Raw genomic sequence first — 26,876 nt, 5'->3', positions numbered from 1 at the left:
TGGTAGGCATGTGTGGCGTTATGTGCCATTCATTCAGATACTCACCGAAATGGGTGATTGAGTGAGTGTCAAGCCGCATTGACGCGGATCCGGCGCCGTGGCCCGGGAGAGTCGCGTACGGCCGACGCGGTGCACTGCGGCCGCTCGGCGGGCTGTCTTACGGAAGCGGGGTGGCAGATGCGGTACACCGACGCGGACCGCCGGCTCCTGTCGGCGCTGCGCGACTGCGGGGCGGACCCACGCGTGGCGGCCGTCGCCCGCGCGCTCTCGCTGGCCGGGGAGCACGGCGCGGTGTGGCTGGCGGCCGGGGCCGTGGCCGCCGCCGTCGACCGGGACCGGCGGGGCGGCTGGCTGCGCGGCACGGCGCTGGTCGCGGCCGCGCACCTGACCAGCATGGGGGTCAAGCGGGTGGTGCGGCGGCCCAGGCCCCGGCTGCCCGCCCGCGAGCCGCTGGTGCGCACGGCGGGGCGGCACTCCTTCCCCAGCTCGCACGCCACCTCGGCGGCCGCGGCGGCCGTGGCGTACGGCGCGCTGCGGCCCGCCGGGGCCCGCCTCGCGCCGCCGCTCGCGGCCGCGATGTGCGTGTCCCGGCTGGTCGTCGGCGTCCACTACCCCTCGGACGTGCTGGTCGGCGCCCTCCTCGGCGGCGCCACGGCACGCCTCGGCGCGGGCTGGATGCGGCGGCCGCAGGCGCCCGGGGCGAGCGCGTGAACCGGCCCGGGCTCGCCGTCCTCGACGAGCGTCCGGCCGGGCCCGCGCGGCGGGCGCTCGCGCTGCCCGCCGGGCTGCTGAGGACCGCGCGGCCGCGCCAGTGGATCAAGAACGTGCTGGTCGCCGCCGCGCCCGCCGCCGCCGGACAGCTGGACTCGCGCCACACCCTGCGTCAACTCGCCGTCGTCTTCTTGCTGTTCACGGCCGCCGCGTCCGCCGTCTACCTCGTCAACGACGCGCGCGACGCGGCCGCCGACCGCGCGCATCCGCAGAAATGCCACCGGCCGGTGGCGACCGGACAGGTGCCGGTGCCCCTCGCGTACGCGGTCGGCGCCCTGCTCGCGGTGCTCGCCCTGCTCGCCGCCGCCCTCACCTGCAACGCCATGACCGCGACGCTGCTCACCGGCTATGTGGTGATGCAGCTCGCCTACTGCGTGAAGCTCAAGCACGTCCTCGTCGTCGACCTGGTGGTCGTCACCGCCGGGTTCCTGATGCGGGCGATGATCGGCGGGGTCGCGCTCGCCATTCCGCTCTCGCGCTGGTTCCTGATCACCGCCGGGTTCGGCGCGCTGTTCATGGTGGCCGCCAAGCGGTACTCGGAAGCCGTCCAGATGGAGGGGCACGGCGGCGCCACCCGGGCGCTGCTGGACGCGTACACCACCGGCTATCTGCGGTTCGTCTGGCAGCTCGCGGCCGGGGTCGCGGTCCTCGCGTACTGCATGTGGGCGCTGGAGAGCGGCGGCATGACGGGCGGCTCGCTGCTGCCCTGGCGGCAGCTGTCGATGGTCCCGTTCATCGGCGGCATCCTGCGGTACGCGGTGTTCGCCGACCGGGGCACGGCCGGGGCCCCCGAGGACGTGATCCTGCACGACCGGGCGCTGGCGGTCATCGGCCTGGTCTGGATCGCGCTCTACGGCCTCGCGGTGGCGGACCTGTGAGGCGCGCGCATGCCGGTGTGCGGCGCGCCGAGCTCGTCGGGTTCGCGCTCGCCGGGATCTGCGCGTACGCCGCCGACCTGGGCCTGTTCGTCTGGCTGCGCTCGGGCCTCGGCTGGGATCCGATCGCCGCCAAGTCCCTCTCGTTCGTGGTGGGCTGCACGGTCGCGTACCTGGGCAACGCCTTCGGTACCTACCGGGGCAGCCGGGCCGGGCGGCGCGAGTACGTCGTCTTCTTCGCGGTGAACCTCGCGGGCGCGCTCGTGCAACTGCTGTGCCTCGGCGTCACGCACTACGGCCTCGGCCTCACCTCGCCGCGCGCCGACACGCTCTCGGGCGCGGTCTTCGGCATGGCGCTCGCCACCTGCGTACGGTTCTGGGGGACCCGCACCCTGGTCTTCGGCCGGGGAGCCGGGGGTCGTCCCCCGGATGAGCACAGGGTTCAGAGGGGTACTCGGACTTCATGGACTGGCTGAAGAATCTTCCCGTCATCGGGCCGCTGGTGGCACGTTTCATGCGGACGCACGTGTGGCGCTCGTACGAGCGGCTCGACCGGGTGAAATGGTCCCGGCTCGCCGCCGCGATCACCTTCATCAGCTTCCTGGCGCTCTTCCCGCTGCTCACGGTCAGCGCGGCCGTCGCCGCCGCCGTGCTGACCCCGGGCCGGGTGCAGAAACTCCAGAACACCCTCGCCGACCAGGTCCCCGGCATCTCCGACCAGCTCAACCTCCAGGACCTCACCCGTAACGCGGGCACGGTCGGGGTCGTCGCCGGGGCGCTGCTGCTGTTCACCGGCATCGGCTGGATCGGCTCGATGCGGGGCTGTCTGCGGGCGGTGTGGGACCGGGACGACGAGGAGGGCGAGAACCCGTTCCTGCGCAAGCTCAAGGACGGCGGGATCCTGCTCGGCCTCGGCGGCGCGGGCCTCGCCTCGTTCCTGGCCTCGTCCGTCGGCTCGACGGCCGTCGGCTGGAGCGCCAACCACCTCGGCATCGACGAGAACGGCGCGGGCCGGCTCCTGCTGCGGATCGCCGCCATCGCGGTCGCGGTCGCCGCCGACTTCCTGGTCCTGCTGTACGTACTGACCCTGCTGCCCGGGGTGTCCCCGCCGCGCCGCCGTCTGATGGTCGCCGCGCTGATCGGCGCGGTGGGGTTCGAACTGCTGAAACTGCTGCTCGGCGGCTATATGCAGGGGGTCGCGGGCAAGAGCATGTACGGCGCCTTCGGGGTGCCCATCGCGCTGCTGCTGTGGATCAACTTCACCGCGAAGCTGCTGCTGTTCTGCGCGGCCTGGACGGCCACCGGGTCCAAGGAGGACGAGCCGGCCGGGGCGGACGAACCGGCGAAGCCCGACGGCCCGGCCGAGCCCGCCTCGCCGACCGGGCCGGGCGCCCCCGGGATCACTTCTTCCGGCGGACCAGCTCCGGGAGCGGCCAGCGGCGGTTGAGCAGGAACACCGCGCCCGCGATCACCACCAGCGCGCCGCCCGCGATCGCCAGCGCGGTCCCGACGCCGCCGGAGCCGGGCTCCTTGCGGGCGGCGACCGTCGCCTTCACCGGGTCCTTGGCCCCGGCCCGGCTGGACGCGGAACCGCTGGGCAGCGCCGACCTGGGCGGGACCAGCTCGCCGACCGGAGTCACCTTGCCGGCCGCCGCGAAGCCCCAGTCGAGCAGCCGGGCGGCCTCCTTGTAGACGGCCTGGCTCTCGCCGGAGTCCGGGTTCATCACGGTGACGAGCAGCACCCGGCCGTCGCGCTCGGCGACCCCGGTGAAGGTCGCGCCCGCGTTGGTGGTGTTGCCGTTCTTCACGCCCGCGATGCCCTTGTACGGGCTGATGCCGTAGTCGCCGGTGAGCAGCCGGTTGGTGTTCTGGATCTCGAAGTAGTCGCGCTCGTTGTTCTTGCCCTCGCCGCCGGGGAACTTCGCGGACGCGGTGGCGCAGTACTCGCGGAAGTCCTTCTTCTGCAGCCCCGAGCGGGCGAACAGGGTGAGGTCGTACGCGCTGGAGACCTGGCCCGGCGCGTCATAGCCGTCCGGCGAGATCACATGGGTGTCGAGCGCCTGGAGGTCGTCGGCGTGCGCCTGCATGTCCTGGACGGTCTTGGGCACACCGCCGTTCATCGCCGACAGGACGTGCACCGCGTCGTTGCCCGAGCGCAGGAAGACACCGAGCCACAGGTCGTGCACGGTGTACGACTCGTGCTCCTTGACCCCCACCATGCTGCTGCCCTCGCCGACGCCCTCCAGATCGGCCTCGGTGACCTTGTGCACCTCGGTCTTGGGCAGCGTCGGCAGCACGGTGTCCGCGAAGAGCATCTTCAGGGTGGAGGCGGGCGGCAGCCGCCAGTGCGCGTTGTGCGAGGCGAGCACCTGGCCGCTCTCGGCGTCCGCGACGATCCAGGAACGGCCCGACAGATCCATCGGCAGCACCGGCGCCCCGGGACCGAGCTTGGCCTGGGTGCCCGGCCGGCCGAGCAGCGCGCCGCCGACCGTCGACATCGAGGCCGGCGGCGGGTCGGGGTCCTTGCGGGTCCGGCCGGGCTTGGCGTCGGCGCCGGGCTTGCCCGGGGAGGCCGACGGGCCGGGCGAGGCCGACCGGCTGGGGGAGGGGCCCGGCGTGCCCGGCTTGTCGTCGTACGGCACGGCCGCGGCGGGCGCGGCGGCGAGTACGGGCAGCAGCGCGGCGACGGCCGCCGCCAGTGCGATTCTCGCGGGCTTCTTCACAGCAGACACGGACGAGAACGTACAGGTCCGGCCCGGCGATCCCGACACCGGCGGGGGGACCCGCCGGGAGCTCCCACCCGCCCGGGGGTGCCCGGCCCCCGCGTCGGATACTGAACCCATGAAGCTCAACCGCCCCCTCTCCTGGTTCCTGCTCGCGTTCGGAGGATGGAGCTGGGTCATCTGGACCACTTTCGTCAAGAATCTGTGGAAGGACGGCAGCGGGCTCGCCTTCGACGCCGCCGGCGACCCCACCGCGTACTTCTGGGTGCACCTGACGCTCGCCATCGTGTCCTTTCTTCTGGGGACGGCCGTCGGCCTCATCGGGTTGCGTTCGCTGCGCCAGCTGCGTACCGAAACCGCAGGTGCGGCCGGGTCACGGGCTGCTAACGACTAGCCTCAACCCCCTTGTCACGCGCGGCCAACGAGTACCTGTGCGGTGAAGATTTCCTCTTCCGAATGTGAAACCCGTGTGATTGGGTGAGCGCCATCACAGGCTGTGCACGAGGGGGTTCGGCACGGCGAGGGGGGTCCCCCTGCTCTTTAAGAGCTTGGGGGCGGGTGGGCGTTCCGAGGAGAGCACGGCGATGCGGTCGATCCGTATGCGGATTCTGGCGGTTTGTGCGGCCCTGGTGGTCGTCGGGGTGGGCGGATGGCAGCTGCTGCCGTCCGATCAGCAGAAGAAGGACCCGATCACGGTCGGCACCACCGACGTGATCACCTCGCTCGATCCGGCCGGCGCCTATGACGCCGGCTCCTGGGCGCTCTACAGCAACGTCTACCAGTCGCTGCTCACCTTCCGGCCCGGCTCCGCGGAGCCGGTGCCGGACGCCGCGCGCAGCTGCAAGTTCACCGGCCCGGAGCTGACGACGTATCAGTGCGTGCTCCGCGACGACCTGACGTTCTCGTCCGGTCGCAAGGTCACGCCGGCCGACGTGAAGTTCTCCTTCGACCGGGTGGCGAAGATCAACAGCGAGCTGGGGCCGTCCCCGCTGCTCGCCGTCATCGGCTCGGTCGAGGCCGATGGGCCCAACGTCGTCTTCCATCTGAAGACCAAGGACGCGACCTTCCCCTCGAAGCTCGCGACCGGCGCCGGGGCCATCGTCGACAGCAGCGCGTACCCGGACAAGGCGCTGCGCAAGGGCAACTCGGTCGTCGGCTCCGGCCCGTATCTGCTCAAGACGTACAAGCGCGGGCAGAGCGCGGTGCTTGAGCCCAACCCGCACTACCGGGGCGCGGTGACCCGCAGGGGCCTGCCGGTCGAGGTCCACTACTTCGCCGAGTCCGACCAGCTCAACCGGGCGTGGCAGGCCGGGGACGTCCAGGTGGCGCACCGCGAGATGCCGCCGGCCGTGCTCGCCAAGCTGTCGCCGGGCGACCCGAGCATCCGCATCAGCGAGACGCCGGGCGCCGAGACCCGCAACCTCAACCTCAACGTCCGCCTCGGCCGTCCGCTGGCCAAGGCCAAGGTCCGCGAGGCCGCGGCCACGCTGATCGACCGGCCCGCGCTGGCGGCCTCGGTCTACCAGGGCACGGTCGAGCCGCTGTTCTCGCTGATCCCGCAGGGCTTCACCGGCCACAGCACCGCGTTCTTCGACACCTATCCCAAGGTCGACGTGGCGAAGGCGAAGGGGCTGCTGCGCTCGGCGGGGGTGCAGACGCCGGTGAAGTTCACGCTGGCGTACCGCAAGCTGGGGGCCAACGGCGCGGAGGCCGAGCAGCTCAAGGCCCAGCTGGAGAGGGGCGACCTCTTCAAGGTCGAGCTGATCGCCGAGTCCGACTGGCCGAAGATGCAGAAGAACTACGCGGCGGGTGTGTACGACGCGTACACGGCGGGCTGGATCGCCGACTTCCCGGACCCCGACAACTTCAGCCAGCCGCTGGTCGGCACCGGCAACAGCCTGCACACCGGGTACTCGGACAAGTCCGTCGACGAGATCATCCGGCGTACGCAGCAGTACAGCGACCGGGGCCGGACGGCCGACGACTTCAAGGCGCTCCAGGACAAGGTCGCGGAGGACGTGCCGCTGATTCCGCTCTGGCAGGGCAAGGACTATGTGGTCAGCCACCGGAGTGTGAGCGGGTTGCAGTATCTGTCCGACGGGACGGGGGTGTGGAGGCTGTGGGAGCTGGGGTGGATCTAGGGCCTGTCCGGTGGATCTTGCCTGGGCCGCGCGGTCGTGGCACGCACATCTGCCGCGTTGTCGTCGGTTGCCGACGCTCCGCGTCGCCGCCCTCCTCCGCCTTGCAGCTGCACGCACCACGACCCCGCTCACCAGTACCGAAACGGCGACCGGCACCGAAGGCGGCCAGATCCACCGGACAGGCCCTAGGGTTCAGCGCTGCTTGCGGGACGTCACCGTCTGCGCCATTCCCGGCAGGAAGTCCGTGAACAGTTCGTGGACCTCGTGGACCAGGGGGCGCAGGACGCGGAAGCGGGCCAGGGACACGCCCCGGGTGGTGAGTCTGGCGCCGCGTGCCGCCAGGCGGTAGCTGCGTTCGCTGTCCTCGGAGCGGTCGAAGACCCAGTACAGGACGAGTCCCATCTGGGACAGCCACATCAACTCGGGCAGTACGTCGGCGAGTTCGGCCGGGACCTTCGTCCTCGTCCCGGCCAGCACCTCGCGGTGCACGGAGATCGCCGCCTCGCGGGCGTGCTGCGAGGCGGCGGAGAACGGGCTGAGCGGGCTGTCCGGGTCCGCCGCGTTCTTGAAGAACTGCGCGGCGAACTCGTGGTACGGCGCCGCGATGTCCAGCCAGACGCGCAGCACCCCGGCGAGCCGCGCCTCCAGATCGGTCTCGCGGTCGAGCACGTCCCGGACCGCCGCCTGGTGCTCGGCGGCGATCCGGTCGTAGAAGCCCTGGATCAGGTGCTCTTTGCCGTCGAAGTAGTAGTACGCGTTGCCGACGGAGACCCCCGCCTCCTTGGCGATGGCCCGCATGGTCGTCTTGTCGTAACCGAGCTCCTGGAACAGCCGCATGGCGGTCTCCAGGATCAGGGTGCGGGTCTGCTCGCCCTTGGCGGGGCTCGACGCGCTGCGGGAAGGCTCGGAGTGGGAAGGCTCGGACCCGACGGGCACACGCTCGTTCTCTGCTGGCACGGCACGAGCGTAATCGGCCATCCGACGGCGCTCGCCGCAGGTCACCCCTTCGCGGGCACCGGTTCCGGCCGCGCCGCCGGAGTCCGCTCGGGCCGCCCGAACCGGCGTACGCCCGGGACCGCCGCCGTCGCCAGGCACGCCCCGCCGACCAGCAACGCGGCCGCGAGGAGCGGGACTTCGGGCCCCCAGGCATCGGCGGCCAGCGGCGCGAGCGCGTAGCCGACGGGGGCCGCCGCCAGGGAGAGCAGCCAGTCGTACGAGGTGACGCGGGCCAGGATGTGCGCGGGGATGGCCGACTGGACCGAGGTCTCCCAGACCGGCGAGAGGAAGCCGAGGCCCGCCTGGGCGATGCCGTACGCGGCGATGGCGACCGGCGCCGGGGCCGAGACGGCGAGCAGGGTGAGCGGCAGGGCGTAGGTGGCCAGGCCCAGGTTCGCGGTGAGGATGGGCCGCCTGGGCCGGGCGCGCCCGGCGACCAGCGAGCCGAGCAGCAGCCCGATGGCGCCCGCCTGGAGGAACGCCAGCCAGAACGTCTTCCCGTCGAACTCCTTGAAGGCGATGGCCGGGCCGAGCGTCATCAGGACGGCGGCCGCGCCGTTCCACGCGGAGTGGGCGAACAGGCTGGTCCAGTACCAGTCGCGGGACCGCACCTCGCCCCAGCCCTCCTTGAGGTCGGCGGCCAGCGAGCGCCGCTCCGGCGGCACATGGCGCACCCGTATCGCGCTCAGCAGCACGGCGCTGACCGCGAAGGACGAGGCGTCGAGGATGAAGGCCCAGCCGGGTCCCGCGGTGAGGATGAGCACGCCCGCGAGCGCCGGGCCGCCGAGCCGGGTCGCGCTGTTGACCACCCCCATCAGGGCGTTGGCGCGCTGCCGGTTCTCCTTGTCGACCGTGCCGGTGAGCAGCGGCGCGAGCGCGGGCATCGCGAACGCGGACGCGCTGCCGCCGATCGCCTCGGCCAGCGCGATCTGCCACAACCTCGGGTCCCCGCCGAGCAGTTCGAAGCCGACGAAGAGCTGGGTGGCACACCGTACGAGGTCGGTGGTGAGCGCGACCGTACGGGCGTTGAAGCGGTCGCCCGCCACCCCGCCGAACGGCAGGAGCAGCAGCTTGGGGACCATCGCGCAGCCGAGCACGATCGCGAGCTGACCGGTGGAGCCGGTCGCCATGTAGACGGCGAGGGCGAGGGCGGCGGGGATGACCGCGTCCCCGAGCAGCGAGAGCGACCGGCCGATGAACAGCAGCCGGAACGAGCGGGTGCGCAGGGGGTGCGGCAGGGAGTGGGGTGGGGAGCTCATGAGCGCAATGTATTTCGGTACCGAATAATTCGTCAACGAAATATCTGGTGCCGAAGTGATGGCTTCTTCCGGCGACGTACGTACGATCAAGGTATGGAGCGCGCAGCAGGGGCCGACGGGACGCGGGACTGGACCGACGGGCATGTGGAGCAGTGGCTGCCGGTGCTGCCGGGGCTCGACCCGGTGGTCGAGGGCGCGGTGACCCGGATGAAGAAGCTCTCCGACCACCTGCGGCGGGTACGGGAGCAGTCCCTCGTCGACTTCGCGCTGGACCGGCCGGAGTTCGACACGCTGCACAAGCTGGCGGGGCGCGGGGGGACGGCGACGCCGTCGCAGCTCGCCACGGATCTGGATCTGGCGCCCGCGTCCGTCACGGGGCGGCTCGACGCGCTGGAGCGCCGCGGGTTCGTGCGCCGCACGCCGTCCACGACCGACCGGCGCCGGGTCCACGTCGAGCTGACCGAGTCCGGTCGGGCGGCGTGGCACGGGGCGATGGATGTACTCGGGGACGAGGAGTCCCGGGTCCTGGGCGCCCTGTCGCCCACCGAGCGGGAGCAGTTGAACGACATGCTGCGCCGCGTCATGGTCCTGGCGGAGACGCGCTGACCGCTTCGCGGGGGCGGTTCTTTGCCTGCGGGTGGGTGGGGGCTGGTCGCGCAGTTCCCCGCGCCCCTGAAGGAGGGCCCGAAGGGCCCATCTAAGGGGCGCGGGGCTGTGACATTTGCGGCTCCGCCGCGTGGGCGCGCGCAACCCAGCACGGCCCGCGGACGAACGCGAAAGCCCCGCCTCCCGGAAGGGAAACGGGGCCTCGCACGCGTACTGCAAAGGAATTCAGAAGCGGCGAGTGATCAGCGCGCGCTTGACTTCCTGGATCGCCTTCGTGACCTCGATGCCACGCGGGCACGCGTCCGTGCAGTTGAACGTGGTGCGGCAGCGCCACACGCCGTCCTTGTCGTTCAGGATCTCCAGCCGCTGCTCCGCCGCCTCGTCACGCGAGTCGAAGATGAAGCGGTGCGCGTTGACGATCGCCGCCGGGCCGAAGTACTGGCCGTCGTTCCAGAACACCGGGCACGAGGACGTGCACGCGGCGCACAGGATGCACTTCGTCGTGTCGTCGAAGCGCTCGCGGTCCTCGGGGGACTGCAGACGCTCGCGCGTCGGCTCGTTGCCCTTGGTGATCAGGAAGGGCATCACGTCGCGGTACGCCTGGAAGAACGGATCCATGTCCACGACCAGGTCCTTGAGGACCGTGAGGCCCTTGATGGCCTCGACCGTGATCGGCTTCTCCGGGCTCAGGTCCTTGATCAGCGTCTTGCAGGCGAGCCTGTTCTTGCCGTTGATCCGCATGGCGTCCGAACCGCAGATGCCGTGCGCGCACGAGCGCCGGAAGGTCAGCGAACCGTCGAGGTCCCACTTGATCTTGTGGAGACCGTCGAGCACGCGCTCCTTCGGGTCGATCTCGACCTGGAAGTCCTGCCAGGTGGCCTCGTCCGAGATCTCCGGGTTGAACCGGCGGATCCGGAAGGTGACCGTGATGTACGGGGAGTCGGCGAAGCCCGCCTCCGCCTTTTCCAGAGTGGGGGTGGCCATCAGTACTTACGCTCCATCGGCTGGTAGCGGGTCTGGACGACGGGCTTGTAGTCGAGGCGGATCGAGTCCTTGCCGCCGTCCGCGACCTCGCGGTACGCCATGGTGTGGCGCATGAAGTTGACGTCGTCGCGGTTGGGGTAGTCCTCGCGGTAGTGACCGCCGCGGGACTCCTTGCGCGCCAGGGCCGACACGGCCATGACCTCGGCCAGGTCGAGCAGGTTGCCCAGCTCGATGGCCTCCAGGAGGTCGGTGTTGAACCGCTTGCCCTTGTCCTGGATCGAGACGTTCTTGTAGCGCTCGCGCAGCTCGGCGATCTTCTCGACGGCCGTCTTGATCGTCTGCTCGGTGCGGAAGACCATGACGTTGGCGTCCATGGTCTCCTGGAGCTCCTTGCGGATGACCGCGACCCGCTCGGTGCCGGTGGACGACAGCAGGTTCTTGACCGTCTTCTCGACCAGCTCGGCCGGGTTCTCCGGCAGCTCGACGTAGTCGGCCTTGGCCGAGTACTCCGCCGCCGCGATGCCCGCCCGGCGCCCGAACACGTTGATGTCGAGCAGCGAGTTGGTGCCCAGGCGGTTGGCGCCGTGCACGGAGACACAGGCGACCTCGCCGGCCGCGTACAGGCCCGGTACGACGGTGGTGTTGTCCGCCAGGACCTCACCCTCGACGTTGGTCGGGATGCCGCCCATGGCGTAGTGCGCGGTGGGCTGGATCGGGATCGGGTCCGTGTACGGCTCGATGCCCAGGTACGTACGCGCGAACTCGGTGATGTCCGGGAGCTTCGCGTCCAGCTGCTCCGGCGGGAGGTGGGTGAGGTCGAGGTAGACGTGGTCGCCCTCGGGACCGCAGCCGCGGCCCTCACGGATCTCCGTGTAGATGGAGCGGGACACGACGTCACGGGACGCGAGGTCCTTCATGACCGGCGCGTACTTCTCCATGAAGCGCTCGCCGTCCTTGTTGCGGAGGATGCCGCCCTCACCACGGGCGCCCTCCGTCAGCAGGATGCCCATGCGCCAGATGCCCGTCGGGTGGAACTGGAAGAACTCCATGTCCTCCAGGGGCAGACCGCGGCGGTAGCAGGCGGCCTGGCCGTCACCGGTCAGGGTGTGCGCGTTCGACGTCACCTTGAAGAACTTGCCGGTGCCGCCGGAGGCGTAGATGACCGACTTGGCCTGGAAGACGTGGATCTCGCCGGTCGCGAGCTCGTACGCCACCACGCCGACGGACGTCTTGACGCCGTCGACCTCGGCGATGAGCTGGTCGAGGACGTAAAACTCGTTGAAGAACTCCACGCCCTCCTTGATGCAGTTCTGGTAGAGGGTCTGGAGGATCATGTGGCCGGTGCGGTCGCCCGAGTAGCAGGCGCGGCGGACCGGGGCCTCGCCGTGGTTGCGGGAGTGACCGCCGAAACGGCGCTGGTCGATCTCACCCTTGGGCGTACGGCCGAAGGGCAGGCCCATCTTCTCCAGGTCGAGAACGGCGTCGATGGCCTCCTTCGCCAGGATCTCGGCGGCGTCCTGGTCGACCAGGTAGTCGCCGCCCTTGATCGTGTCGAAGGTGTGCCACTCCCAGTTGTCCTCCTCCACGTTGGCGAGCGCCGCGGCCATGCCGCCCTGCGCCGCGCCCGTGTGGGAACGCGTGGGGTAGAGCTTGGTCAGCACGGCGGTGCGGCTGCGCTTCGTCGCCTCGATGGCGGCGCGCATACCGGCGCCGCCGGCGCCGACGATGACGGTGTCGTACTTGTGGATCTTCATCAGTGAATTCCTCTGTCCCTCAGCCCGTGGCCTAGCGGATGTTCGGGTCGAAGGTGAAGATCACCAGCGTGCCCAGCAGGACGGTGAACACCGTGGCGGTGTAGAGCAGCATCTTCAGCCAGAAGCGGGTGTTGTCCCGCTGCGCGTAGTCGTTGATGACCGTGCGCAGGCCGTTGGCGCCGTGCAGCATCGCGAGCCACAGCATGGCCAGGTCCCAGACCTGCCAGAAGGGGTTCGCCCAGCGGCCCGCCACGAAGGCGAAGCCGATCTTGGAGACGCCACCGTCGAGCACCAGCTGGATGCACAGGTGGGTGATGACCAGCACGACCAGGACGACGCCGGACAGCCGCATGAACAGCCAGCCGTACAGCTCGAAGTTGGTGCGCGTCGACTTCGGCGTCTTCTTGGTCCGCTGGCGCGGGGCCTCGATGAGCGGCGCCGGGTTGTCGGCGTCGTACAGGCTCGCGCCCTCGACCTCGCCGATCGCGGAAGTGGTTTCGGCAGACATGTCAGACCTCAGCTCCCGAACAGTTCACGGGCGGCGTGACCGAGCACCGGGTACAGCGCGCCGATCATCAGAACGAGCCAGATGGTCACGACGGACCACAGCATCTGCTTCTGGTAGCGCGGACCCTTGGCCCAGAAGTCGACCGCGATGATGCGGAGACCGTTGAGCGCGTGGAAGAGGATGGCGGCGACGAGGCCGTACTCCAGAAGACCCACGATGGGCGTCTTGTAGGTAGCGACGACCTTGTCGTAGTCCTCGGGGGAGACCCGCACGAGTGCGGTGTCGAGGACATGGACGAACAGGAAGAAGAAGATGAGGACACCGGTGACTCGATGAGCCACCCACGACCACATACCTTCCCGGCCGCGGTACAGCGTTCCAGCCGGCACGGAAAAACCCTCCGGGAGCGGGGACTAGGGCCGGCCGGCTTGACTGTCGGTCTGACCCGGCCGGGTACGGTCCACCGGCCCCGGTCATCGTAGCGACGAGATGTCGGTTCGTTCGCGCGGGGTCCGCAGGTGTGATCAAACAGGCAATCAAACAGCCACGGACGGGCTATGGAGCGGGCCCCGCGCGGCCCTGGACGAGCCGTCAGCGGGCCGGTGGCGGGCAGGTGTTCAGCGGACGGCGACCGCGGTGTCCGGTTCTGGATGATTGGTTACGAGATGGGCGAGCCGTGCGCGGGCGAGTCGGCGCAGCTCCTCGGCGGCGATGGCGGACTCCGCGTGGCGCTCGTTGGTCATCCGCACCCGGATGCCCGCCAGCAGCTGGTTGAGGTGTTCGGTGGGCCGCAGCCCCTCCAGGCAGATCACGAAGACGTGCCCGAACCTGCTCTCGTACGCGGCGTGCGCGGCCCGCAGCGCGGTGTGCGCCGACTGCGGGGCCGAGGGGCGCAGACCGGGCGAGCGCTCGTCGGCGAGGGCCTCGGCGAGATCGGCGGGGGAGAGGTCGTAGCTGGCCTCGTCGGCGGCGGCGAGCAGCGCGTCCAGGTCCGGATAGGGGCGGTGGGCGGCCAGCCGCAGCGCCCAGCGACGGCTGGCGCAGCAGGCGAGCAGCGCGGCTTCGGCGGCCGCCGCCGGGGCATGGTTGAGACGCCGGAGTCCGTCGGTGATGGGCTCGTACGCGTCCGGAATGCTGGCATTCGTAAGTGCTTGCCCCGCTACGGCCGGACGGGTCGTCGGGCAGGGAGTGTGATGAAGTGGCGAAGGTCGCTTCCGGGGGCCGGCGTGGGATTCGCTGGACAGCGTGGGCTCCTAGAGCGGGCGACGAGCTGGTGGAACGTACGGGGGAACGGCGGCTTCATGCGCACGCCGCCGGGGAGACGGAGACGACGCGGAGGCGGGAGGGGAAGCGGAGGTGGGAGTGCCGCCACGCTATCGACGCGGGGTGGGGGGTGCCCGACGGATGCGCGCATTTCACCCGGACGTGCGGGGTGAGGTGCGCATAGTGGACGCCTCCGGGGCGCTGCCGCTCGCTTTCGCCGGACTTGTTCCCGTATGGGAGGATTCTGAGTAATGTCGCAGTCCAGGAGTGCCGGCGGCGCCGATGGCGCCCGGGGTGACCGGACGACCCGGATATCCCGGGGCGCCCTGGTGGCGCGCGTCGCCGTGGCGGCGGTCGCCGCCCTCGCGCTCACCGTGGTGGTCTGGCCCGAGGACGACACCCACGGCGGCCACGGCGGGCGGGCCGAGGCCGAGCCGGGCGCGTCCTCCTCGCCCACCCAGATCTACCCGCTCTCCTCGCCGCCGCGCACCATTCCCGCCGTGGCCCGGCACGAGCCCGCGCGCGGTCCCGGTTTCCGGCCCGTCGCCTCCACCCGGGTGGTCGTGGCCACCGGCAGCGAGGCCCTGTCCGACGAGGGGCAGCTGCTCGCCGGGGAGCTGGACGCGCAGTACGCGCAGGGCCAGGCGCCGCGCGCCGGGGACATAGAGCTGGCGCTCACCCCCACCCCGCAGGCCGCCCCCGAGTCGTACACGCTGACCGCCCGCGACCGTACGGTGAAGATCACCGGGCCCGACGAGGCCGGGGTCTTCTACGGCACCCGCACCCTCAAGCAGGCGCTGCGCGGCGGCGGGGTGATGCCCGAGGGCACCGTCGAGGACAAGCCCGACCGCCCGCAGCGGGGGCTCAACCTCGACATCGCGCGCAAGCCCTTCACCGCGGCCTGGATAGAGGCCCGGCTGCGCGAGATGGCCGACCTCAAGCTGAACCAGCTGGGGCTGCACTTCTCCGACGACCAGGGCTTCCGCATCGAGTCCGCCTCGCACCCCGAGGTCGTCTCGCGCGACCACCTCAGCAAGCGCGAGGTGGAGCGGATCGTGGCGCTCGCCCGCCGGCTGCACATCGAGGTGGTCCCGGAGATCGACTCGCCGGGGCACCTGGGCGCGGTCCTCGCGGCGCACCCCGATCTGCAGCTGCGGGACGCGACGGGCAAGGTCACCAAGGGCGCGGTCGACATCGCCAATCCCGACGCGGCGAAGCTCGTGGACGATCTGCTGCGCGAGTACGCGGACCTCTTCCCGGGCGCCTACTGGCACCTCGGCGGTGACGAGTACCTGGCGCTGATGGCGAAGGACCCGGCGGCCGCCTACCCGGGCCTGGCCGCCGCGGCGCGCGCCAAGTACGGGCCCGAGGGCGGCATAGCGGACCTGGCGACCGGCTGGCTCAACGACCGGGCGGCGACGCTGCGGCCGTTCGGCAAGACGTTCAAGGCGTGGAACGACGGCTACTTCAAGGGCACCCACGTCGCCCCCGACCCGGCCCGCCAGGTCGAGTACTGGACCGGCAAGGAGCTCGGCGCGCGCCCGCCGGAGGAATACCTGGCCGAGGGCCGCAAGACGGTCAACCTCAACGACGAGTACCTGTACTACGTGCTCGGCGAGCCCAACGACTTCAAGTACCCCACCGGCCGCCGCATCTACCAGGAGTGGACCCCGCTGGTGCTGCGCGGCACCGCGCCGGTGCCCGCCCGTTACTCGGAGCAGATCCTGGGCGCCCGGCTCGCGGTGTGGTGCGACCGGGCCGACGCGCAGACCCCGGACCAGGTGGCCAAGGGCATCCGGATGCCGCTGCGGGCCCTCGCCCAGAAGCTGTGGGACCCGCGTACGCCCGCCCTGGAGTGGGAGGCGTTCAAGGAGCTCGCGGACAAGCTGGGCTGAGCTCGTGAGCCCGTGAGCCCGTGAGCCCGTACCCCGCGAGCCCCGTCCGGGAGCTCGATGTGGGCCCGTCCGGACCCGGAAGTGATCCCGTTCCGTACCCGGAAGTGACACTTCCGCGCGCCCGTGCGCAGAACAGACCATGGGCAGGGGTGGGGACCAGCGCCGTGGCCGGAACCGGAGCGACGACGCCGAGCTCGGAGCGGCCGTCGCGCGTGCCCAGGAAGGGGACGAGCGGGCCTTCGCGGTCGCCTACCGGCTCGTTCACCCGGGGCTGCTCGCCTACGTACGTTCTCTGGTGGGGGCCGACGCCGAGGACGTGATGTCCGAGGCGTGGCTGGAGATAGCCCGTGATCTGGCGCGGTTCCGGGGTGACGGGGCCGGGTTCCGGGGCTGGAGCGCGACCATCGCCCGCCATCGCGCCATGGACCATCTGCGCCGCCAGCGCCGAAGACCTCGGGGCGTGCCGCTCGACCAGGAGGCGCTGGAGCTGCCCGGCGGCCAGGACACGGCCGAGGCGGCCCTGGAGGCGCTGGCGACCCGCTGGGTCCTGGAGGTGATCGCCACCCTGCCGCGCGACCAGGCCCAGGCGGTGCTGCTGCGGGTGGTGGCCGGGCTCGACGGCGCCGCGGCGGGAAGGGTGCTCGGCAAGCGCCCGGGTTCGGTCCGCACCGCCGCGCACCGGGGGCTGCGCCGTCTCGGGGCGCGCCTGTCGCCGGAGGGGGACCCGTGACCGCCGTCGGGTGCGGCGCCGTGACGGGCGCGCGGGGAGCGGGGGTCGGGAGCGGGAGGACGACCGGGGCCGCCACCCCCCACAGGAGAGGCCCCGGTCGCCTTCCGTCGGGGCCGTGTGGCGACCCCGTACTCCTCTCAGCGCCATGGCTGCGTTTTCTGTCACACCGCGCTGAGTCAGTGGATTGTTGCGGGTTGTACAAGTAATGGACTTAACCGCCGTACAGGCCGTAGCGTGCTCCTTCGCGCCGCTCGGCGCGGCAGCGGGACCGGCTGCGACACCAGGGCAGGGTGCGGAGAGTGCAGGGGGAAGACGCGGAGCTGACCACCGCGATACTCGCGGCACAGGACGGCGACGAGAACGCGTTCCGTGCCGTGTACCGCGCGGTGCACCCGAGGCTGCTCGGCTACACCCGCACACTCGTGGGCGAGGCCGACGCCGAGGACGTGGCCTCCGAGGCGTGGCTCCAGATAGCGCGCGACATCGAGCGGTTCAGCGGCGACGCGGACCGCTTCCGGGGCTGGGCCGCCACCATCGCGCGCAACCGGGCGCTGGACCACATACGGATGCGGGGCAGGCGCCCCGCCGTCGGCGGCGACGAGAGCGAGCTGACCGGCCGCGCCGCCGACTCGGACACCGCGGGCGAGGCGATGGAGTCCCTCGCCACGGGACGTACGATGGCGCTCATCGCGCAACTGCCGCAGGACCAGGCCGAGGCCGTGGTGCTGCGCGTGGTGGTCGGCCTCGACGCGAAGAGCGCGGCCGAGACGCTGGGCAAGCGGCCCGGCGCGGTGCGCACGGCCGCCCACCGCGGCCTCAAGAGGCTGGCCGAGCTGCTCGGCTCGGAGAACGGCCCGGATCTCGGTGGTGTGCCGCCGCAACGCAATCGGTCGTGCGGTGTGACGCAATCGGGCGCGCCGACGCAGAAGGACATGTGATGGCCGACGAGCGCCACGAGTGGCTGGACGAGGACGCCGCGGAGCGGCTGCTCCGCGGCGAACCGGTCGTACCCGCCGACGGTCACGCACGCGAGCAGGCCGAACGGCTCTCCGCGGTGCTGCGCGCGATCGCGCGGCAGGACGCCGCGCCCGCCCCGGCCGCCTCCGCCACCCGTGAACTCCCCGGTGAGGCCGCCGCGCTGGCCGCCTTCCGGCAGGCGCGCGCCCAGCGCGGTGCCGCGCCCACCGCCGTCACGGCGGACAACGTCGTACGGGTCGGCCGCGGCCCGAAGAAGTCCCGCGAGCCCGCGCGCGGCCGCCGCCTGCGGCCCGTCCGCTTCGGTCTGGCCGCGGCCCTGGCCGGGTGCGCGCTGGGCGGGGTGGCCGTGGCCGCCGGGACCGGGGTGCTGCCCGGCCTCGGCACCGCCGACCCCGAGCCCGTCTCCTCGGTGTCGCCCGCGACCCCCGGGCCGATCTCCTCGGACTCGCCCGCGAGCACGGGCGGGTCGAAGCCGCCGAAGTCGCCGACGCCGAGCCGTACGCCCTCGGGCGGGCCCGGCTCGCCGAGCGCCACCGCGTCCGGCGGGACGGAACAGCACCCGTCGGCCACGCCCGACCCGACGACCAAGGGCGATGCGCCCGGCACCGACTGGGCCGGCAAGACCGTCGAGGCGTGCCGCGACTACACCTCGGGGCGGCTCGACCAGACGCGTCGGCACTGGCTGGAAAACGCCGCTCAGGGCGCCGCCAATGTGAAACGGCTGTGCGACCGCGTGATCGACGAGGTGGACAAGGGCGGCAAGAACGGCTCCGGCGGCAAGGGCGGCTCGGGTGGCGACGGCGACTCGGGCGGCAAGGACTCCGGCGGCAAGGGCGGCTCCGGCGACGACAAGGGGGACGGCCATGGGGCCCCCGGCGGCCTGGGCGGACGTGACGGTTCGGTCCTGAAGCTGCCCACCGTGAGCTGGAGCAGGCCGCCTGCGGGCGCGCCCTCGGCGAACCCCTGGCTGCCCGTCACGCCGGGCGGCGCGGACGCCTCGCCGAGCCTTCCGGTGGAGGTCCCGCTGATCCCGCCGGCGTCCCGGACGACCCTCGCCGCGTACCCGACGGCGACGCCGGACACGGCCGCGCGGACGGCCGACCGGCGGCTCGACAGCGGCCTCGACCGGTGGGTGTGACACTTTTCGGCCCGGTGGCGCAGTAAGAAGTGAGCCGACTGGTCATCGGCGGCGCACAGAGCCGGGGTTCCCCCCGTACCCACGGCTCGGCGCGAATGGCGCGGGCGGGACACGTTCCCCCGATCCCGCCCGCGCCCTCTCCCGTACGGCAGTGCCCCCACCGGTGATCCGGTGGGGGCACTGTCGTGTTCAGGGGTGGGCGGCCCCGCTCACCAGTAGATGACGACCTTGTCGTCGATCCGCACCTGGTCGAAGAGCGCGGCGATCTTCTTCTTGTCGCGCACGTTGACGCAGCCGTGCGAGGCGCCCGCGTAACCGCGCTTGGCGAAGTCCGAGGAGTAGTGCACGGCCTGGCCGCCGCTGAAGAACATCGCGTACGGCATCGGCGTGTGGTAGATCGACGAGACGTGGTTCTTGCTCTTCAGGAAGACCTTGAAGGTGCCCTCGCGGGTCGGTGTGTACTGCGCGCCGAACCGCACGTCCATGGACGACAGGACCTTGCCGTTCACCACCCAGTTGAGCGTGCGGGTGGTCTTGCTGATGCACAGCACGCGGCCGGTCATACAGCGCTTGTCCAGCTTGGTCTTCGGCTTGTTGACCGCCGTCCCGGCGAGTTCTTCGCGGGTCGGCTTGGTCGTCATGGCGGACAGCTTCTGCCAGGTCGCGGTGTCCATGGAGCCGGTGGCGGGCAGCTGGCGCTTGTCCTGGAAGCCCTTGACGGCGGCCGAGGTGACACTGCCGTACGTACCGGACGGCGTGTCGTCGAACCAGCCGACCTGGGCGAGCCGGGCCTGCAGGTCCTTGACCTGGTCGCCCTTGGCGCCGGCCGCCAGCAGGACCTTGCCGGGCGTCTTGGCGACGGCCTGGTCGGCGGAGGCGGCCGGGCTCGCGGAGCCGTCGGCCTGGTTGTCGTCGGCGGCGCTGTCGGCCGCCGCCGAGTTGGCCGCGGCCGCCGCCGGTGTGGCCGGAGCGACCCCCACCGCGGCCTTGTCCGACCCGGCGCCGCACGCGGCTGTGACCGTGAGCACGGTCGCCGCGGCGAGCGTCCTGGCTATGACAGTGGTGAGATGGATCCGGCGCATCGTCGCCCCCCTGATGAGTCTCTGGTGCACCCAGAGACTGTTTCGCGGGCCGAACGGTTGCAGAGAAGCCGCGAGGAAAGCGAGGCGCACATGGCGCGTGACGCGGAGGATGCCCGGCGCACCGAGAGCGGGCTGCCCATCGACCCGGTGTACGGGCCGGACGCCCTGGCGGGCTGGGACCCGCGGGACCGGCTCGGCGAGCCGGGGGCGTACCCGTTCACGCGGGGCGTGTACCCGACGATGTACACCGGGCGGCCCTGGACGATGCGCCAGTACGCCGGGTTCGGCACGGCGGCCGAGTCCAACGCGCGCTACCGGCAGCTGATCGCCCACGGCACGACGGGCCTGTCCGTCGCCTTCGACCTGCCCACCCAGATGGGCCACGACAGCGACGCGCCGCTGGCGCACGGCGAGGTCGGCAAGGTGGGCGTGGCGATCGACTCGGTCGACGACATGCGGGTGCTCTTCGACGGCATCCCGCTGGACCGGGTCTCCACCTCGATGACGATCAACGCGCCGGCCGCGCTGCTGCTGCTGATGTACCAGCTGGTGGCGGAGGAACAGGGCGTATCGGCCGGGCAGTTGACCGGGACCATCCAGAACGACGTGCTCAAGGAGTACATCGCCCGGGGCACGTACATCTTCCCGCCGAAGCCGTCGCTGCGGCTGACCGCCGACATCTTCCGCTACTGCGGGGCCGAGATCCCGAAGTGGAACACGATCTCGATCTCCGGCTACCACATGGCGGAGGCCGGTGCCTCGCCCGCGCAGGAGATCGCGTTCACGCTCGCGGACGGGATCGAGTACGTACGCACCGCCGTCGCGGCCGGGATGGACGTCGACGACTTCGCCCCGCGCCTGTCGTTCTTCTTCGTCGCGCGCACGACGCTGCTTGAGGAAGTCGCCAAGTTCCGGGCCGCGCGCCGGATCTGGGCGCGGGTGATGAGGGAGGACTTCGGCGCGCGGAACCCGAAGTCGCTGATGCTGCGCTTCCACACGCAGACGGCCGGGGTGCAGCTCACCGCCCAGCAGCCCGAGGTGAACCTCGTCCGGGTCGCCGTCCAGGGCCTCGCGGCGGTCCTCGGCGGCACCCAGTCCCTGCACACCAACTCCTTCGACGAGGCCATCGCGCTGCCCACGGACAAGTCCGCGCGCCTGGCCCTGCGTACGCAGCAGGTGCTCGCGTACGAGACGGACGTGACGGCGACCGTCGACCCGTTCGCGGGCTCGTACGCGGTCGAGAGCATGACGGACGACGTGGAGGCGGCGGCCCTCGCGCTGATGCGGCGGGTCGAGGATCTGGGCGGGGCGGTCGCCGCGATCGAACAGGGCTTCCAGAAGGGCGAGATCGAGCGGTCGGCGTACCGGATCGCGCGCGAGACGGACGACGGTGAGCGGGTGGTGGTCGGGGTCAACCGCTTCCGGATGGATGCGGAGGAGCCGTATGCGCCGCTGCGGGTCGACCCGGCGATCGAGGCGCGGCAGGCGGCCCGGCTGGAGCGGCTGCGGGCCTCGCGCGACGCCCGGGCGGTGTCGGCGGCCCTCGCCGACCTGCGCCGGGCGGCGGCGGGCACGGACAACGTCCTGTACCCGATGAAGTCGGCGCTGTCCGCTCGCGCGACGGTGGGGGAGGTGTGCGGGGCGCTGCGGGAGGTGTGGGGGTCGTATGTCCCGGACGAGGTGTTCTGAGCGGGTCGGTTGTCCGCGGACCGTGCGTGGCTGGTCGCGCAGTTCCCCGCGCCCCTGAATGCGCCCCTGCGGGGCGATCTCTTCGTCTGCGGACCGTGCTGGGTTGCTCGCGCAGTTCCCCGCGCCCCTAAAGCGCCTTGCGGCGCGAGTTGGTCGTCTGCGGACCGTGCGTGGCTGGTCGCGCAGTTCCCCGCGCCCCTGAATGCGCCCTGCGGGCGCCCCTCGCTGGTCGCCCCCTCCGCCGCGTGGGCGCGAGCAACCCCCACCCACCCGCGGGCGAAAACCGGCTCAGCCCGCCGCAGGCGACCCGTACACCGTCTCGATTCCCGCGATCACCACCCGCAACCCCGCCTCGAACCGCTCCTCGTACCCCTCGAACAGCGCCGGGCCCGCCGCCGCGGCCAGCGGGTACTCCGACAGCCGCTCCGCGCGTGCGGAGACGTCGAAGGGCTCGGGCCCCATGCCCTGCTCCTCGGCCACGAAGCCCATCGTGTACGCGTACGCCGTCGTCCCGGCCAGCGCCGCGTCGTACGGTGAGATGCCCGCCGCGCGCATCGCGCCGAGCAGCTGCTCCAGCGACCCGGCGTGGTCGGTGCCGGTGAAGCGCGCGCCCCCGTACACCTTCGCCCCGTCGCGATAGCTCAGCAGCATGGCCCGCAACGCCCGGTTGAATCCGGCCAGTTGCTGCTGCCAGGGGGCGTCGGGGGACACCCCCGGAACACCGCCCCCGGGCAGCGTCATCCGGCGCTGCATCACCGTCGCCATCTCGTCAAGCAGCTCCTGCTTGTTCTTGAAGTGCCAGTACAGCGCGGGCGCCTGGACCTGGAGCTCCTTGGCGATCGCGCGGAGGGTGAGGCCGTCGAGGCCCACCTCGTTCAGGAGCCGCAGCGCGGTCTCGGCGACCAGCGCGCGGTCGATTCTCGTCGTAGCCACCTTGACAACTTAACACCGTTAAGCGCATTCTCGGCGGCATGGAACTTAACAGCGTTAAGGAAGCCTTCGACGCCGACGTACTCATCTGCGGCGCCGGCCCCACCGGCCTGGTGCTCGCCATGGACCTCGCCCGCCGCGGCGTCTCCGCGCTGCTCGTCGAGAAGGGCGACCGGCTCTTCCCCGGTTCGCGCGGCAAGGGCCTCCAGCCGCGCACCCAGGAGGTGCTGCACGACTTCGGGATCCTGGACAGGGTCCGCGCGGCCGGGAGCGAGTACCCCCGGATGCTCGCCTGGGAGGGCCCGGACGGCAGGACGCGCGGGCGCGAGTGGGACATGATGGAGCGCTCCGAGCCCACCGAGCAGACCCCGTACGCGAACGGCCTGATCATCGGGCAGGCGGACCTCCAGGCGCTGCTCCACGACGAGCTGCGCGCCCTCGGCGGCGAGGTCGTCTTCGACGCCGAGCTGACCGGGCTCGACCAGGCCGCCGACGCCGACGCCGACGCGGTCACGGCCCGGTTCGCGGACGGCCGCGAGCTCCGCGCCCGCTATCTCGTCGCCGCCGACGGCGGCAAGTCCGTCGTGCGCCGACTGCTCGGCGTCGCCATGAACGGCGAGTCGGTCGACCCCAAGCCGATGCTGGTGGCCGATGTGATCGTCGCGCCGGACGCGTTCGTCGACGCGAACAACTGGCATGCGTGGACGGGCGCGAGCGGTGGCGCCGTGGTGCTCTGCCCGCTGCCGGGCGCCCCCCGGCTGTTCCAGCTGGTCGCCCAGTACGAGGACGTGACCGCGGTGCCGGACGCCACCCCCGAGGGTGTACGGAAGCTGATCGCCACGCGTACGCCGGTCGCCGCCGACGAGATCAGCGAGGTCGTCTGGGCCTCGGAGTTCCGGCCGCGGGCCGCGATGGCCGAGCGGTTCCGGGTGGGCCGGGTCTTCCTCGCCGGGGACGCCGCGCATGTGCACTCGCCGGCCGGTGCCCAGGGCCTCAACACCAGTGTCCAGGACGCCTACAACCTCGGCTGGAAGCTCGGCCAGGTGCTGCGGCACGGCGCCCCGGCCGCGCTGCTCGACACCTACGAGCAGGAGCGGCAGCCGGTCGCCGCCGACGTCCTCGGCATGAGTACCCGGCTGCACCGCCAGGCCCTGCTCGGCGGGGACAGCCAGCGCGGCAACGTGGTCAAGCAGCTCGGCATCGGCTACCGGGGCGGCCCGCTCTCCTCGGGCCGGGCCGGCACGCTGGAGGCAGGCGACCGCGCCCCCGACGGCGTACTGCCCGAGGGCCGCCTCTTCGACCTCTTCAGCGGCCCGCACTTCACCCTGCTGGCCATCGGCACCGAAGCCCCGCAGATCGCGAACGAGCTGGTCCACGTGCACACCCTGAGCGCGTACGAGACGTACGGGCGCGGCCTGTTCCTCATCCGCCCGGACGGCTACATCGGCTGGGCGGGTCAGACGGCCGAGGGGCTGGCCGACTATCTGGCGCGGTGCGGTGTCGCGCTCACGTGACCTGCCCGACCTTGACGACGTGAACGGACATGGCGGCTTCCTCCAGCCGGTAGAGCACCCGCCAGGTGCCCACGGGCAGCCGGTAGTAGCCCGAGCCGCCGAGGGCTCGGGCGGCCGCTGGTCGAGGGGACTCGGCTAACTCCCGTACCGCCGCCGCACAGGCCTTCGCGCCCACCGGCTCGGCCTGGCGCAGGCGGCGGAACTCGTCCATCGCCCTGGCCTCCCACACCACCGCGTACGTCACAGTCCGGCCTGCCGGTCCTCGGCCTCCAGCTGGGTCATGAACTCGTCATGGCCCATGGGGGGTCCGGTCGGGGCCGCGTCGCGGGCTCGCGCTTCGGCCAGGTCGGCCTGGTCCCGGAGGCGTTCGAGCTCTTCCAGTTCCTCTATGGGGACCAGGGCCGCCGCCGGCTTGCCGTACTCGCTGATCAGGATGTGTTCGCCACCGTGCCGGACTCGGCCCACGAGCTGGCCGAGCTGATTGCGCGCCTCTACGAGCGGATAGGTCTCCATGGCAAAACTGTACACACCTGCGGGTATGTGGGGTGTGTAATCCGGCTACATCGCCCGTGCCCGCCGTGCCCGCCGTGCCCGCCGTGCCACCGACCGGGCCCGGCGGGCCAGCCTGCGTACCGTCGCGTTTCTCGGGATGAAGGACAGCTGGGACGGGATCGCGCCCGGGAGGGCCAGGGTGGTCAGGCGGCGGCGCTTGAAGTAGCGCCAGGTGTGGTCGGTGAGGTGGTGGGAGAGGTAGCGCTCCGCCGGGGTGCGCAGGTCCGGGCGGATCTCGGACTGCATCGCGTAGCCGACCGCCGACACCAGGGCCGCGAGATCCGCCGGCGGCTCGGGGGCCGGGCCCGTGAGCGGTGGCAGCAGCGCGTCCACCAGCGTCACCGGCACCCGGTTGCTGTTCTGGTACGGCGTGAGCCGGTCGAGCAGCAGCTCGGTGCCGGTGCGGGCCGCCGGGATGCCGTAGAACGCCGACGCCGTGAGCAGCGCGGTCGAGAAGCAGCCCACCACCAGCTCGGGGCCGATCCGCTCGTACAGCACCTCGGCCAGCAACGGGCTCTCCAGGACCGTCAGTTCGACGTCCAGCTTCGCCGCCTCCGCGCGCAGCGAGTGCGACCAGGCGGGCGGGGCCGACGGGTGCGGCTTGAAGACGATCCGGCGGTGGCCCCGCCCGGCCGCCCCCTTCAGCATGCTGAGGTGGAGCTCCTCCTCCTCCGCCTCGGTGAGGATGGAGAGGGCCGCCAGGTACTGGCCGAGGAGCAGGGCCGCGCCCTCGGGGACGTCCAACTCACCTGATTCCGCCGCCAGTTCGTTCACCACCTTCGTGAACGCCGCCGTCGGGATCACCTCCGCCGGGGTGTCGAACTCGCCCAGGAGTAAGGGTTCGAGGCCCGGCACCAGGTCCAGGTGGAGCACCCGGCGGACCCGCGAACCCACCAGCGGGTCCAGTTTGTTGCGGGTGGGGCCGTAGCTCATCAGGCCGTCCGCGTACACGTGCAGCGGCGCGTCCGGGAAGAGCTGGGCGACCGCGCCCGCCGGGTTGACCTGGATGGACTCCACGGCCAGCTCGATCCGGTCGTCCCCGAGGTGCCACTCGCGCCGCAGCTGCCGCTCCCACAGCGGTACGTCGTCGGCGCGCGGCGCCCAGCCGCCCGGGTGCAGCGGCGCGATCGTGGCGTTCCACGACAGCACCCCGTCGAAGCGCTCCCGCAGCAGCGCGAAGCCCGGCATGGTGTCGAGCGCGGGCGAAGTCTCCGGGATCGGGGCGTTGTTGCTGATCAGCAGCAGTCGCCGGTCCGCCGGGGCGAAGCAGTCGCTGTCGATCGCGGCGGCCAGCGTCGCCATCCCGTACAGCGTGGTCGCGAGGAAGATCTGCGTCGTACGCATCAGGCCGCGGCCCCCGCGGTCCGGACGGCGGCGGCGGACGGCGTCGAGGCGGCGCGGCCGCGCAGCCGCCGCAGCCGGGAGGCGCGCGCCGCGTCCATCGCGCCCAGCGCCTCGTTCAGTACGTCCTGCGGCATCCTTTTCAGCGCACCCGCGCTCATCGTCCGCAGTTTCCGTGCCACGGCGGGTTCGAACCTTTCGCTGTTCCCCAGGTGATGGGAAATAATGGCGCAGTACGTCCGTACCGCCTTCGGGAGCAGTTCCGCGGAATTTGGATCTTGAGCTGTTTCCTCGATTACCTGGTCGAATGCCCTGATGAAATCGAGCTGGCGTACGTCACCGATCTGCGTCAGGGAAGTCGCCACTCCGCGGCGGTAGAAGACACCGAGCAGACCCACCACCGCGAACGATTCCGCCTCGCGGTGCAGCCGCCAGATCCACGGCCGGTCCTCGGCGGTGCGCAGCCCGTCCGTGAAGTGCAGCAGGCCCCGCTCGACCAGGCGGCGGTGGTAGATCCCGGCCCAGGCGAACGCGTAGTCCACCGAGGTGGAGCGGGTGGTGGGCAGGATCGCCTCGCGCGGGTTCAGCACCTCGCCGCGCCGCCCGTGCGGCACCCGCTGCACCGTGCGCTCCTTGCCGGTGCACTGCACATGGTCGGTGCGCAGGAAGTCGCAGCCCAACTCATCGATGATGGCGACCAGTTGGGAGTAGTGGCCGGGCGCGAGCCAGTCGTCGCCGTCGAGGAACGTGACGTACTCGCCGCGCGCCGCGTCGATGCCGGTGTTGCGCGCCGTGGCGAGGCCGCCGTTCCTCTCGTGTCTGAGGACCACCGCCCCCGGCAGCTCGCGCTCGGCGCGGGCGAGCAGTTCGGCCGTCCCGTCCGACGAGCAGTCGTCGACCAGAAGGAACTCGAAGTCGTCGCGCGCGTTGTCGCGCAGACTTCTCAGGGTGTCGGGGGCATATGTCCGCACATTGTAGAACGGCACTACCACGGAGAGCTTGACCACCCGCGTGACGCTAAGTGCCGCCGCGTCATTCGCCCTGGCCGGGCGAGGGACGGTGGGTGAACACTGGGCGGCCGGATTGTTAACCGGTTCGCATTGCGGGCTCTTTCCCCTTGAGTAGTCGCGCTGTTAACCATCTGTTG

General features: G+C 71.6%; 27 protein-coding genes. 13 read left to right on the top strand and 14 right to left on the bottom strand.

Annotation, left to right across the window (positions count from 1 at the left end; all coding sequences use genetic code 11):
* Positions 1–177: 177 nt before the first annotated feature.
* The 4 genes from ACGFRG_RS32785 to ACGFRG_RS32770 are packed head-to-tail and all read left to right on the top strand — an operon-like array spanning position 178 to position 3,093.
* A complete protein-coding gene (locus ACGFRG_RS32785; protein ID WP_361429634.1) occupies positions 178–711 on the top strand; it encodes a phosphatase PAP2 family protein in 534 nt (177 codons plus the stop codon).
* The gene (locus ACGFRG_RS32780; protein ID WP_393269850.1) at positions 708–1,649 is read left to right on the top strand and encodes a decaprenyl-phosphate phosphoribosyltransferase; all 942 of its coding nucleotides are present in this window, start codon (positions 708–710) and stop codon (positions 1,647–1,649) included. Before ACGFRG_RS32785 ends, ACGFRG_RS32780 begins: the two co-directional genes overlap by 4 nt.
* Positions 1,646–2,122, top strand: a complete 477-nt coding sequence (locus ACGFRG_RS32775; protein ID WP_393269847.1) for a GtrA family protein — start codon at positions 1,646–1,648, stop codon at positions 2,120–2,122. The genes ACGFRG_RS32780 and ACGFRG_RS32775 overlap by 4 nt, the downstream gene beginning before the upstream one ends.
* Entirely contained in the window at positions 2,110–3,093 is a 984-nt protein-coding gene (locus tag ACGFRG_RS32770; RefSeq protein ID WP_361429638.1) for a YihY/virulence factor BrkB family protein, read from the top strand. Before ACGFRG_RS32775 ends, ACGFRG_RS32770 begins: the two co-directional genes overlap by 13 nt.
* Here the strand turns inward: ACGFRG_RS32770 and ACGFRG_RS32765 are convergent.
* A complete protein-coding gene (locus tag ACGFRG_RS32765) occupies positions 3,047–4,378 on the bottom strand; it encodes a D-alanyl-D-alanine carboxypeptidase (protein ID WP_361429640.1) in 1,332 nt (443 codons plus the stop codon). The genes ACGFRG_RS32770 and ACGFRG_RS32765 overlap by 47 nt on opposite strands.
* 109 nt (positions 4,379–4,487) lie before the next feature.
* On the opposite strand from ACGFRG_RS32765, the gene ACGFRG_RS32760 reads away from it, so the two are divergent.
* A complete protein-coding gene (locus ACGFRG_RS32760) occupies positions 4,488–4,763 on the top strand; it encodes an SCO4848 family membrane protein (protein WP_393269843.1) in 276 nt (91 codons plus the stop codon).
* A gap of 190 nt (positions 4,764–4,953) precedes the next feature.
* Positions 4,954–6,510 (top strand): ABC transporter substrate-binding protein, encoded by a 1,557-nt coding sequence (locus ACGFRG_RS32755; protein ID WP_393269840.1) that lies wholly within the window; start codon positions 4,954–4,956, stop codon positions 6,508–6,510.
* Between the two features lie 192 nt (positions 6,511–6,702).
* Here ACGFRG_RS32755 and ACGFRG_RS32750 read toward each other — a convergent pair whose 3' ends face one another.
* Both ACGFRG_RS32750 and ACGFRG_RS32745 read right to left on the bottom strand, forming a co-directional pair.
* On the bottom strand, positions 6,703–7,446 hold the full coding sequence (locus ACGFRG_RS32750; protein ID WP_393269904.1) for a TetR family transcriptional regulator: 744 nt from the start codon (positions 7,444–7,446) through the stop codon (positions 6,703–6,705).
* Positions 7,447–7,508: 62 nt separating this feature from the next.
* Positions 7,509–8,765, bottom strand: a complete 1,257-nt coding sequence (locus ACGFRG_RS32745) for an MFS transporter (RefSeq protein WP_393269837.1) — start codon at positions 8,763–8,765, stop codon at positions 7,509–7,511.
* 93 nt (positions 8,766–8,858) lie between these two features.
* Between ACGFRG_RS32745 and ACGFRG_RS32740 the strand changes: the two genes are divergently transcribed.
* On the top strand, positions 8,859–9,371 hold the full coding sequence (locus ACGFRG_RS32740; RefSeq protein WP_361429666.1) for a MarR family transcriptional regulator: 513 nt from the start codon (positions 8,859–8,861) through the stop codon (positions 9,369–9,371).
* A gap of 225 nt (positions 9,372–9,596) precedes the next feature.
* Here ACGFRG_RS32740 and ACGFRG_RS32735 read toward each other — a convergent pair whose 3' ends face one another.
* The 5 genes from ACGFRG_RS32735 to ACGFRG_RS32715 all read right to left on the bottom strand — a co-directional run bounded on the left by ACGFRG_RS32735 (position 9,597) and on the right by ACGFRG_RS32715 (position 13,750).
* Positions 9,597–10,355: a succinate dehydrogenase iron-sulfur subunit gene (locus ACGFRG_RS32735; protein ID WP_361429668.1), complete on the bottom strand. Its 759-nt coding sequence runs from the start codon at positions 10,353–10,355 to the stop codon at positions 9,597–9,599.
* On the bottom strand, positions 10,355–12,109 hold the full coding sequence (sdhA, locus tag ACGFRG_RS32730; protein WP_361429670.1) for a succinate dehydrogenase flavoprotein subunit: 1,755 nt from the start codon (positions 12,107–12,109) through the stop codon (positions 10,355–10,357). Before sdhA ends, ACGFRG_RS32735 begins: the two co-directional genes overlap by 1 nt.
* A gap of 31 nt (positions 12,110–12,140) precedes the next feature.
* Positions 12,141–12,617 carry a succinate dehydrogenase hydrophobic membrane anchor subunit gene (locus ACGFRG_RS32725; protein WP_361429672.1) on the bottom strand — a complete coding sequence of 159 codons (477 nt, stop codon included), beginning with the start codon at positions 12,615–12,617 and terminating at the stop codon, positions 12,141–12,143.
* 8 nt (positions 12,618–12,625) lie between these two features.
* On the bottom strand, positions 12,626–13,006 hold the full coding sequence (sdhC, locus tag ACGFRG_RS32720; protein ID WP_361429674.1) for a succinate dehydrogenase, cytochrome b556 subunit: 381 nt from the start codon (positions 13,004–13,006) through the stop codon (positions 12,626–12,628).
* Between the two features lie 228 nt (positions 13,007–13,234).
* Positions 13,235–13,750, bottom strand: a complete 516-nt coding sequence (locus tag ACGFRG_RS32715; RefSeq protein ID WP_393269901.1) for a 2-oxo-4-hydroxy-4-carboxy-5-ureidoimidazoline decarboxylase — start codon at positions 13,748–13,750, stop codon at positions 13,235–13,237.
* Positions 13,751–14,131: 381 nt separating this feature from the next.
* Between ACGFRG_RS32715 and ACGFRG_RS32710 the strand changes: the two genes are divergently transcribed.
* The 4 genes from ACGFRG_RS32710 to ACGFRG_RS32695 all read left to right on the top strand — a co-directional run bounded on the left by ACGFRG_RS32710 (position 14,132) and on the right by ACGFRG_RS32695 (position 18,621).
* Positions 14,132–15,775, top strand: a complete 1,644-nt coding sequence (locus tag ACGFRG_RS32710; protein WP_393269832.1) for a family 20 glycosylhydrolase — start codon at positions 14,132–14,134, stop codon at positions 15,773–15,775.
* Positions 15,776–15,914: 139 nt separating this feature from the next.
* Positions 15,915–16,505, top strand: a complete 591-nt coding sequence (locus ACGFRG_RS32705; protein WP_361429678.1) for an RNA polymerase sigma factor — start codon at positions 15,915–15,917, stop codon at positions 16,503–16,505.
* A gap of 299 nt (positions 16,506–16,804) precedes the next feature.
* Entirely contained in the window at positions 16,805–17,443 is a 639-nt protein-coding gene (locus tag ACGFRG_RS32700; RefSeq protein ID WP_361429680.1) for an RNA polymerase sigma factor, read from the top strand.
* Positions 17,443–18,621: a hypothetical protein gene (locus tag ACGFRG_RS32695; protein ID WP_393269829.1), complete on the top strand. Its 1,179-nt coding sequence runs from the start codon at positions 17,443–17,445 to the stop codon at positions 18,619–18,621. The genes ACGFRG_RS32700 and ACGFRG_RS32695 overlap by 1 nt, the downstream gene beginning before the upstream one ends.
* Positions 18,622–18,830: 209 nt before the next feature.
* On the opposite strand, the gene ACGFRG_RS32690 is transcribed toward ACGFRG_RS32695, so the two are convergent.
* Positions 18,831–19,733 carry a L,D-transpeptidase family protein gene (locus ACGFRG_RS32690; RefSeq protein WP_361429684.1) on the bottom strand — a complete coding sequence of 301 codons (903 nt, stop codon included), beginning with the start codon at positions 19,731–19,733 and terminating at the stop codon, positions 18,831–18,833.
* A gap of 60 nt (positions 19,734–19,793) precedes the next feature.
* Here ACGFRG_RS32690 and ACGFRG_RS32685 point away from each other — a divergent pair, with 60 nt between their 5' ends.
* On the top strand, positions 19,794–21,392 hold the full coding sequence (locus ACGFRG_RS32685) for a methylmalonyl-CoA mutase (RefSeq protein WP_393269826.1): 1,599 nt from the start codon (positions 19,794–19,796) through the stop codon (positions 21,390–21,392).
* Between the two features lie 288 nt (positions 21,393–21,680).
* On the opposite strand, the gene ACGFRG_RS32680 is transcribed toward ACGFRG_RS32685, so the two are convergent.
* Positions 21,681–22,325: a TetR/AcrR family transcriptional regulator C-terminal domain-containing protein gene (locus tag ACGFRG_RS32680; RefSeq protein WP_393269823.1), complete on the bottom strand. Its 645-nt coding sequence runs from the start codon at positions 22,323–22,325 to the stop codon at positions 21,681–21,683.
* A 38-nt stretch (positions 22,326–22,363) separates the two neighbouring features.
* Here ACGFRG_RS32680 and ACGFRG_RS32675 point away from each other — a divergent pair, with 38 nt between their 5' ends.
* Positions 22,364–23,836, top strand: coding sequence for an FAD-dependent monooxygenase (locus ACGFRG_RS32675; protein ID WP_393269821.1), 1,473 nt, complete (start codon positions 22,364–22,366; stop codon positions 23,834–23,836).
* On the opposite strand, the gene ACGFRG_RS32670 is transcribed toward ACGFRG_RS32675, so the two are convergent.
* Genes ACGFRG_RS32670 through ACGFRG_RS32655 form a run of 4 tightly spaced genes read right to left on the bottom strand, consistent with a single transcriptional unit; the run spans position 23,829 to position 26,736 of the window.
* The gene (locus tag ACGFRG_RS32670) at positions 23,829–24,080 is read right to left on the bottom strand and encodes a type II toxin-antitoxin system RelE/ParE family toxin (RefSeq protein ID WP_393269818.1); all 252 of its coding nucleotides are present in this window, start codon (positions 24,078–24,080) and stop codon (positions 23,829–23,831) included. The two genes, ACGFRG_RS32675 and ACGFRG_RS32670, sit on opposite strands and share 8 nt — an antisense overlap.
* Positions 24,077–24,349, bottom strand: coding sequence for a type II toxin-antitoxin system Phd/YefM family antitoxin (locus ACGFRG_RS32665; protein WP_361429694.1), 273 nt, complete (start codon positions 24,347–24,349; stop codon positions 24,077–24,079). The genes ACGFRG_RS32670 and ACGFRG_RS32665 overlap by 4 nt, the downstream gene beginning before the upstream one ends.
* A 45-nt stretch (positions 24,350–24,394) precedes the next feature.
* Positions 24,395–25,732 (bottom strand): alpha-2,8-polysialyltransferase family protein, encoded by a 1,338-nt coding sequence (locus ACGFRG_RS32660; protein ID WP_393269815.1) that lies wholly within the window; start codon positions 25,730–25,732, stop codon positions 24,395–24,397.
* Positions 25,732–26,736, bottom strand: coding sequence for a glycosyltransferase family 2 protein (locus ACGFRG_RS32655; RefSeq protein WP_393269812.1), 1,005 nt, complete (start codon positions 26,734–26,736; stop codon positions 25,732–25,734). The genes ACGFRG_RS32660 and ACGFRG_RS32655 overlap by 1 nt, the downstream gene beginning before the upstream one ends.
* Between the last annotated feature and the right edge of the window lie 140 nt (positions 26,737–26,876).

It is taken from the genome of Streptomyces sp. NPDC048696 (genome assembly GCF_043198895.1).
In the GTDB taxonomy this organism is placed as follows: domain Bacteria; phylum Actinomycetota; class Actinomycetes; order Streptomycetales; family Streptomycetaceae; genus Streptomyces.
This window is presented reverse-complemented; position numbering and strand designations above follow the sequence as displayed.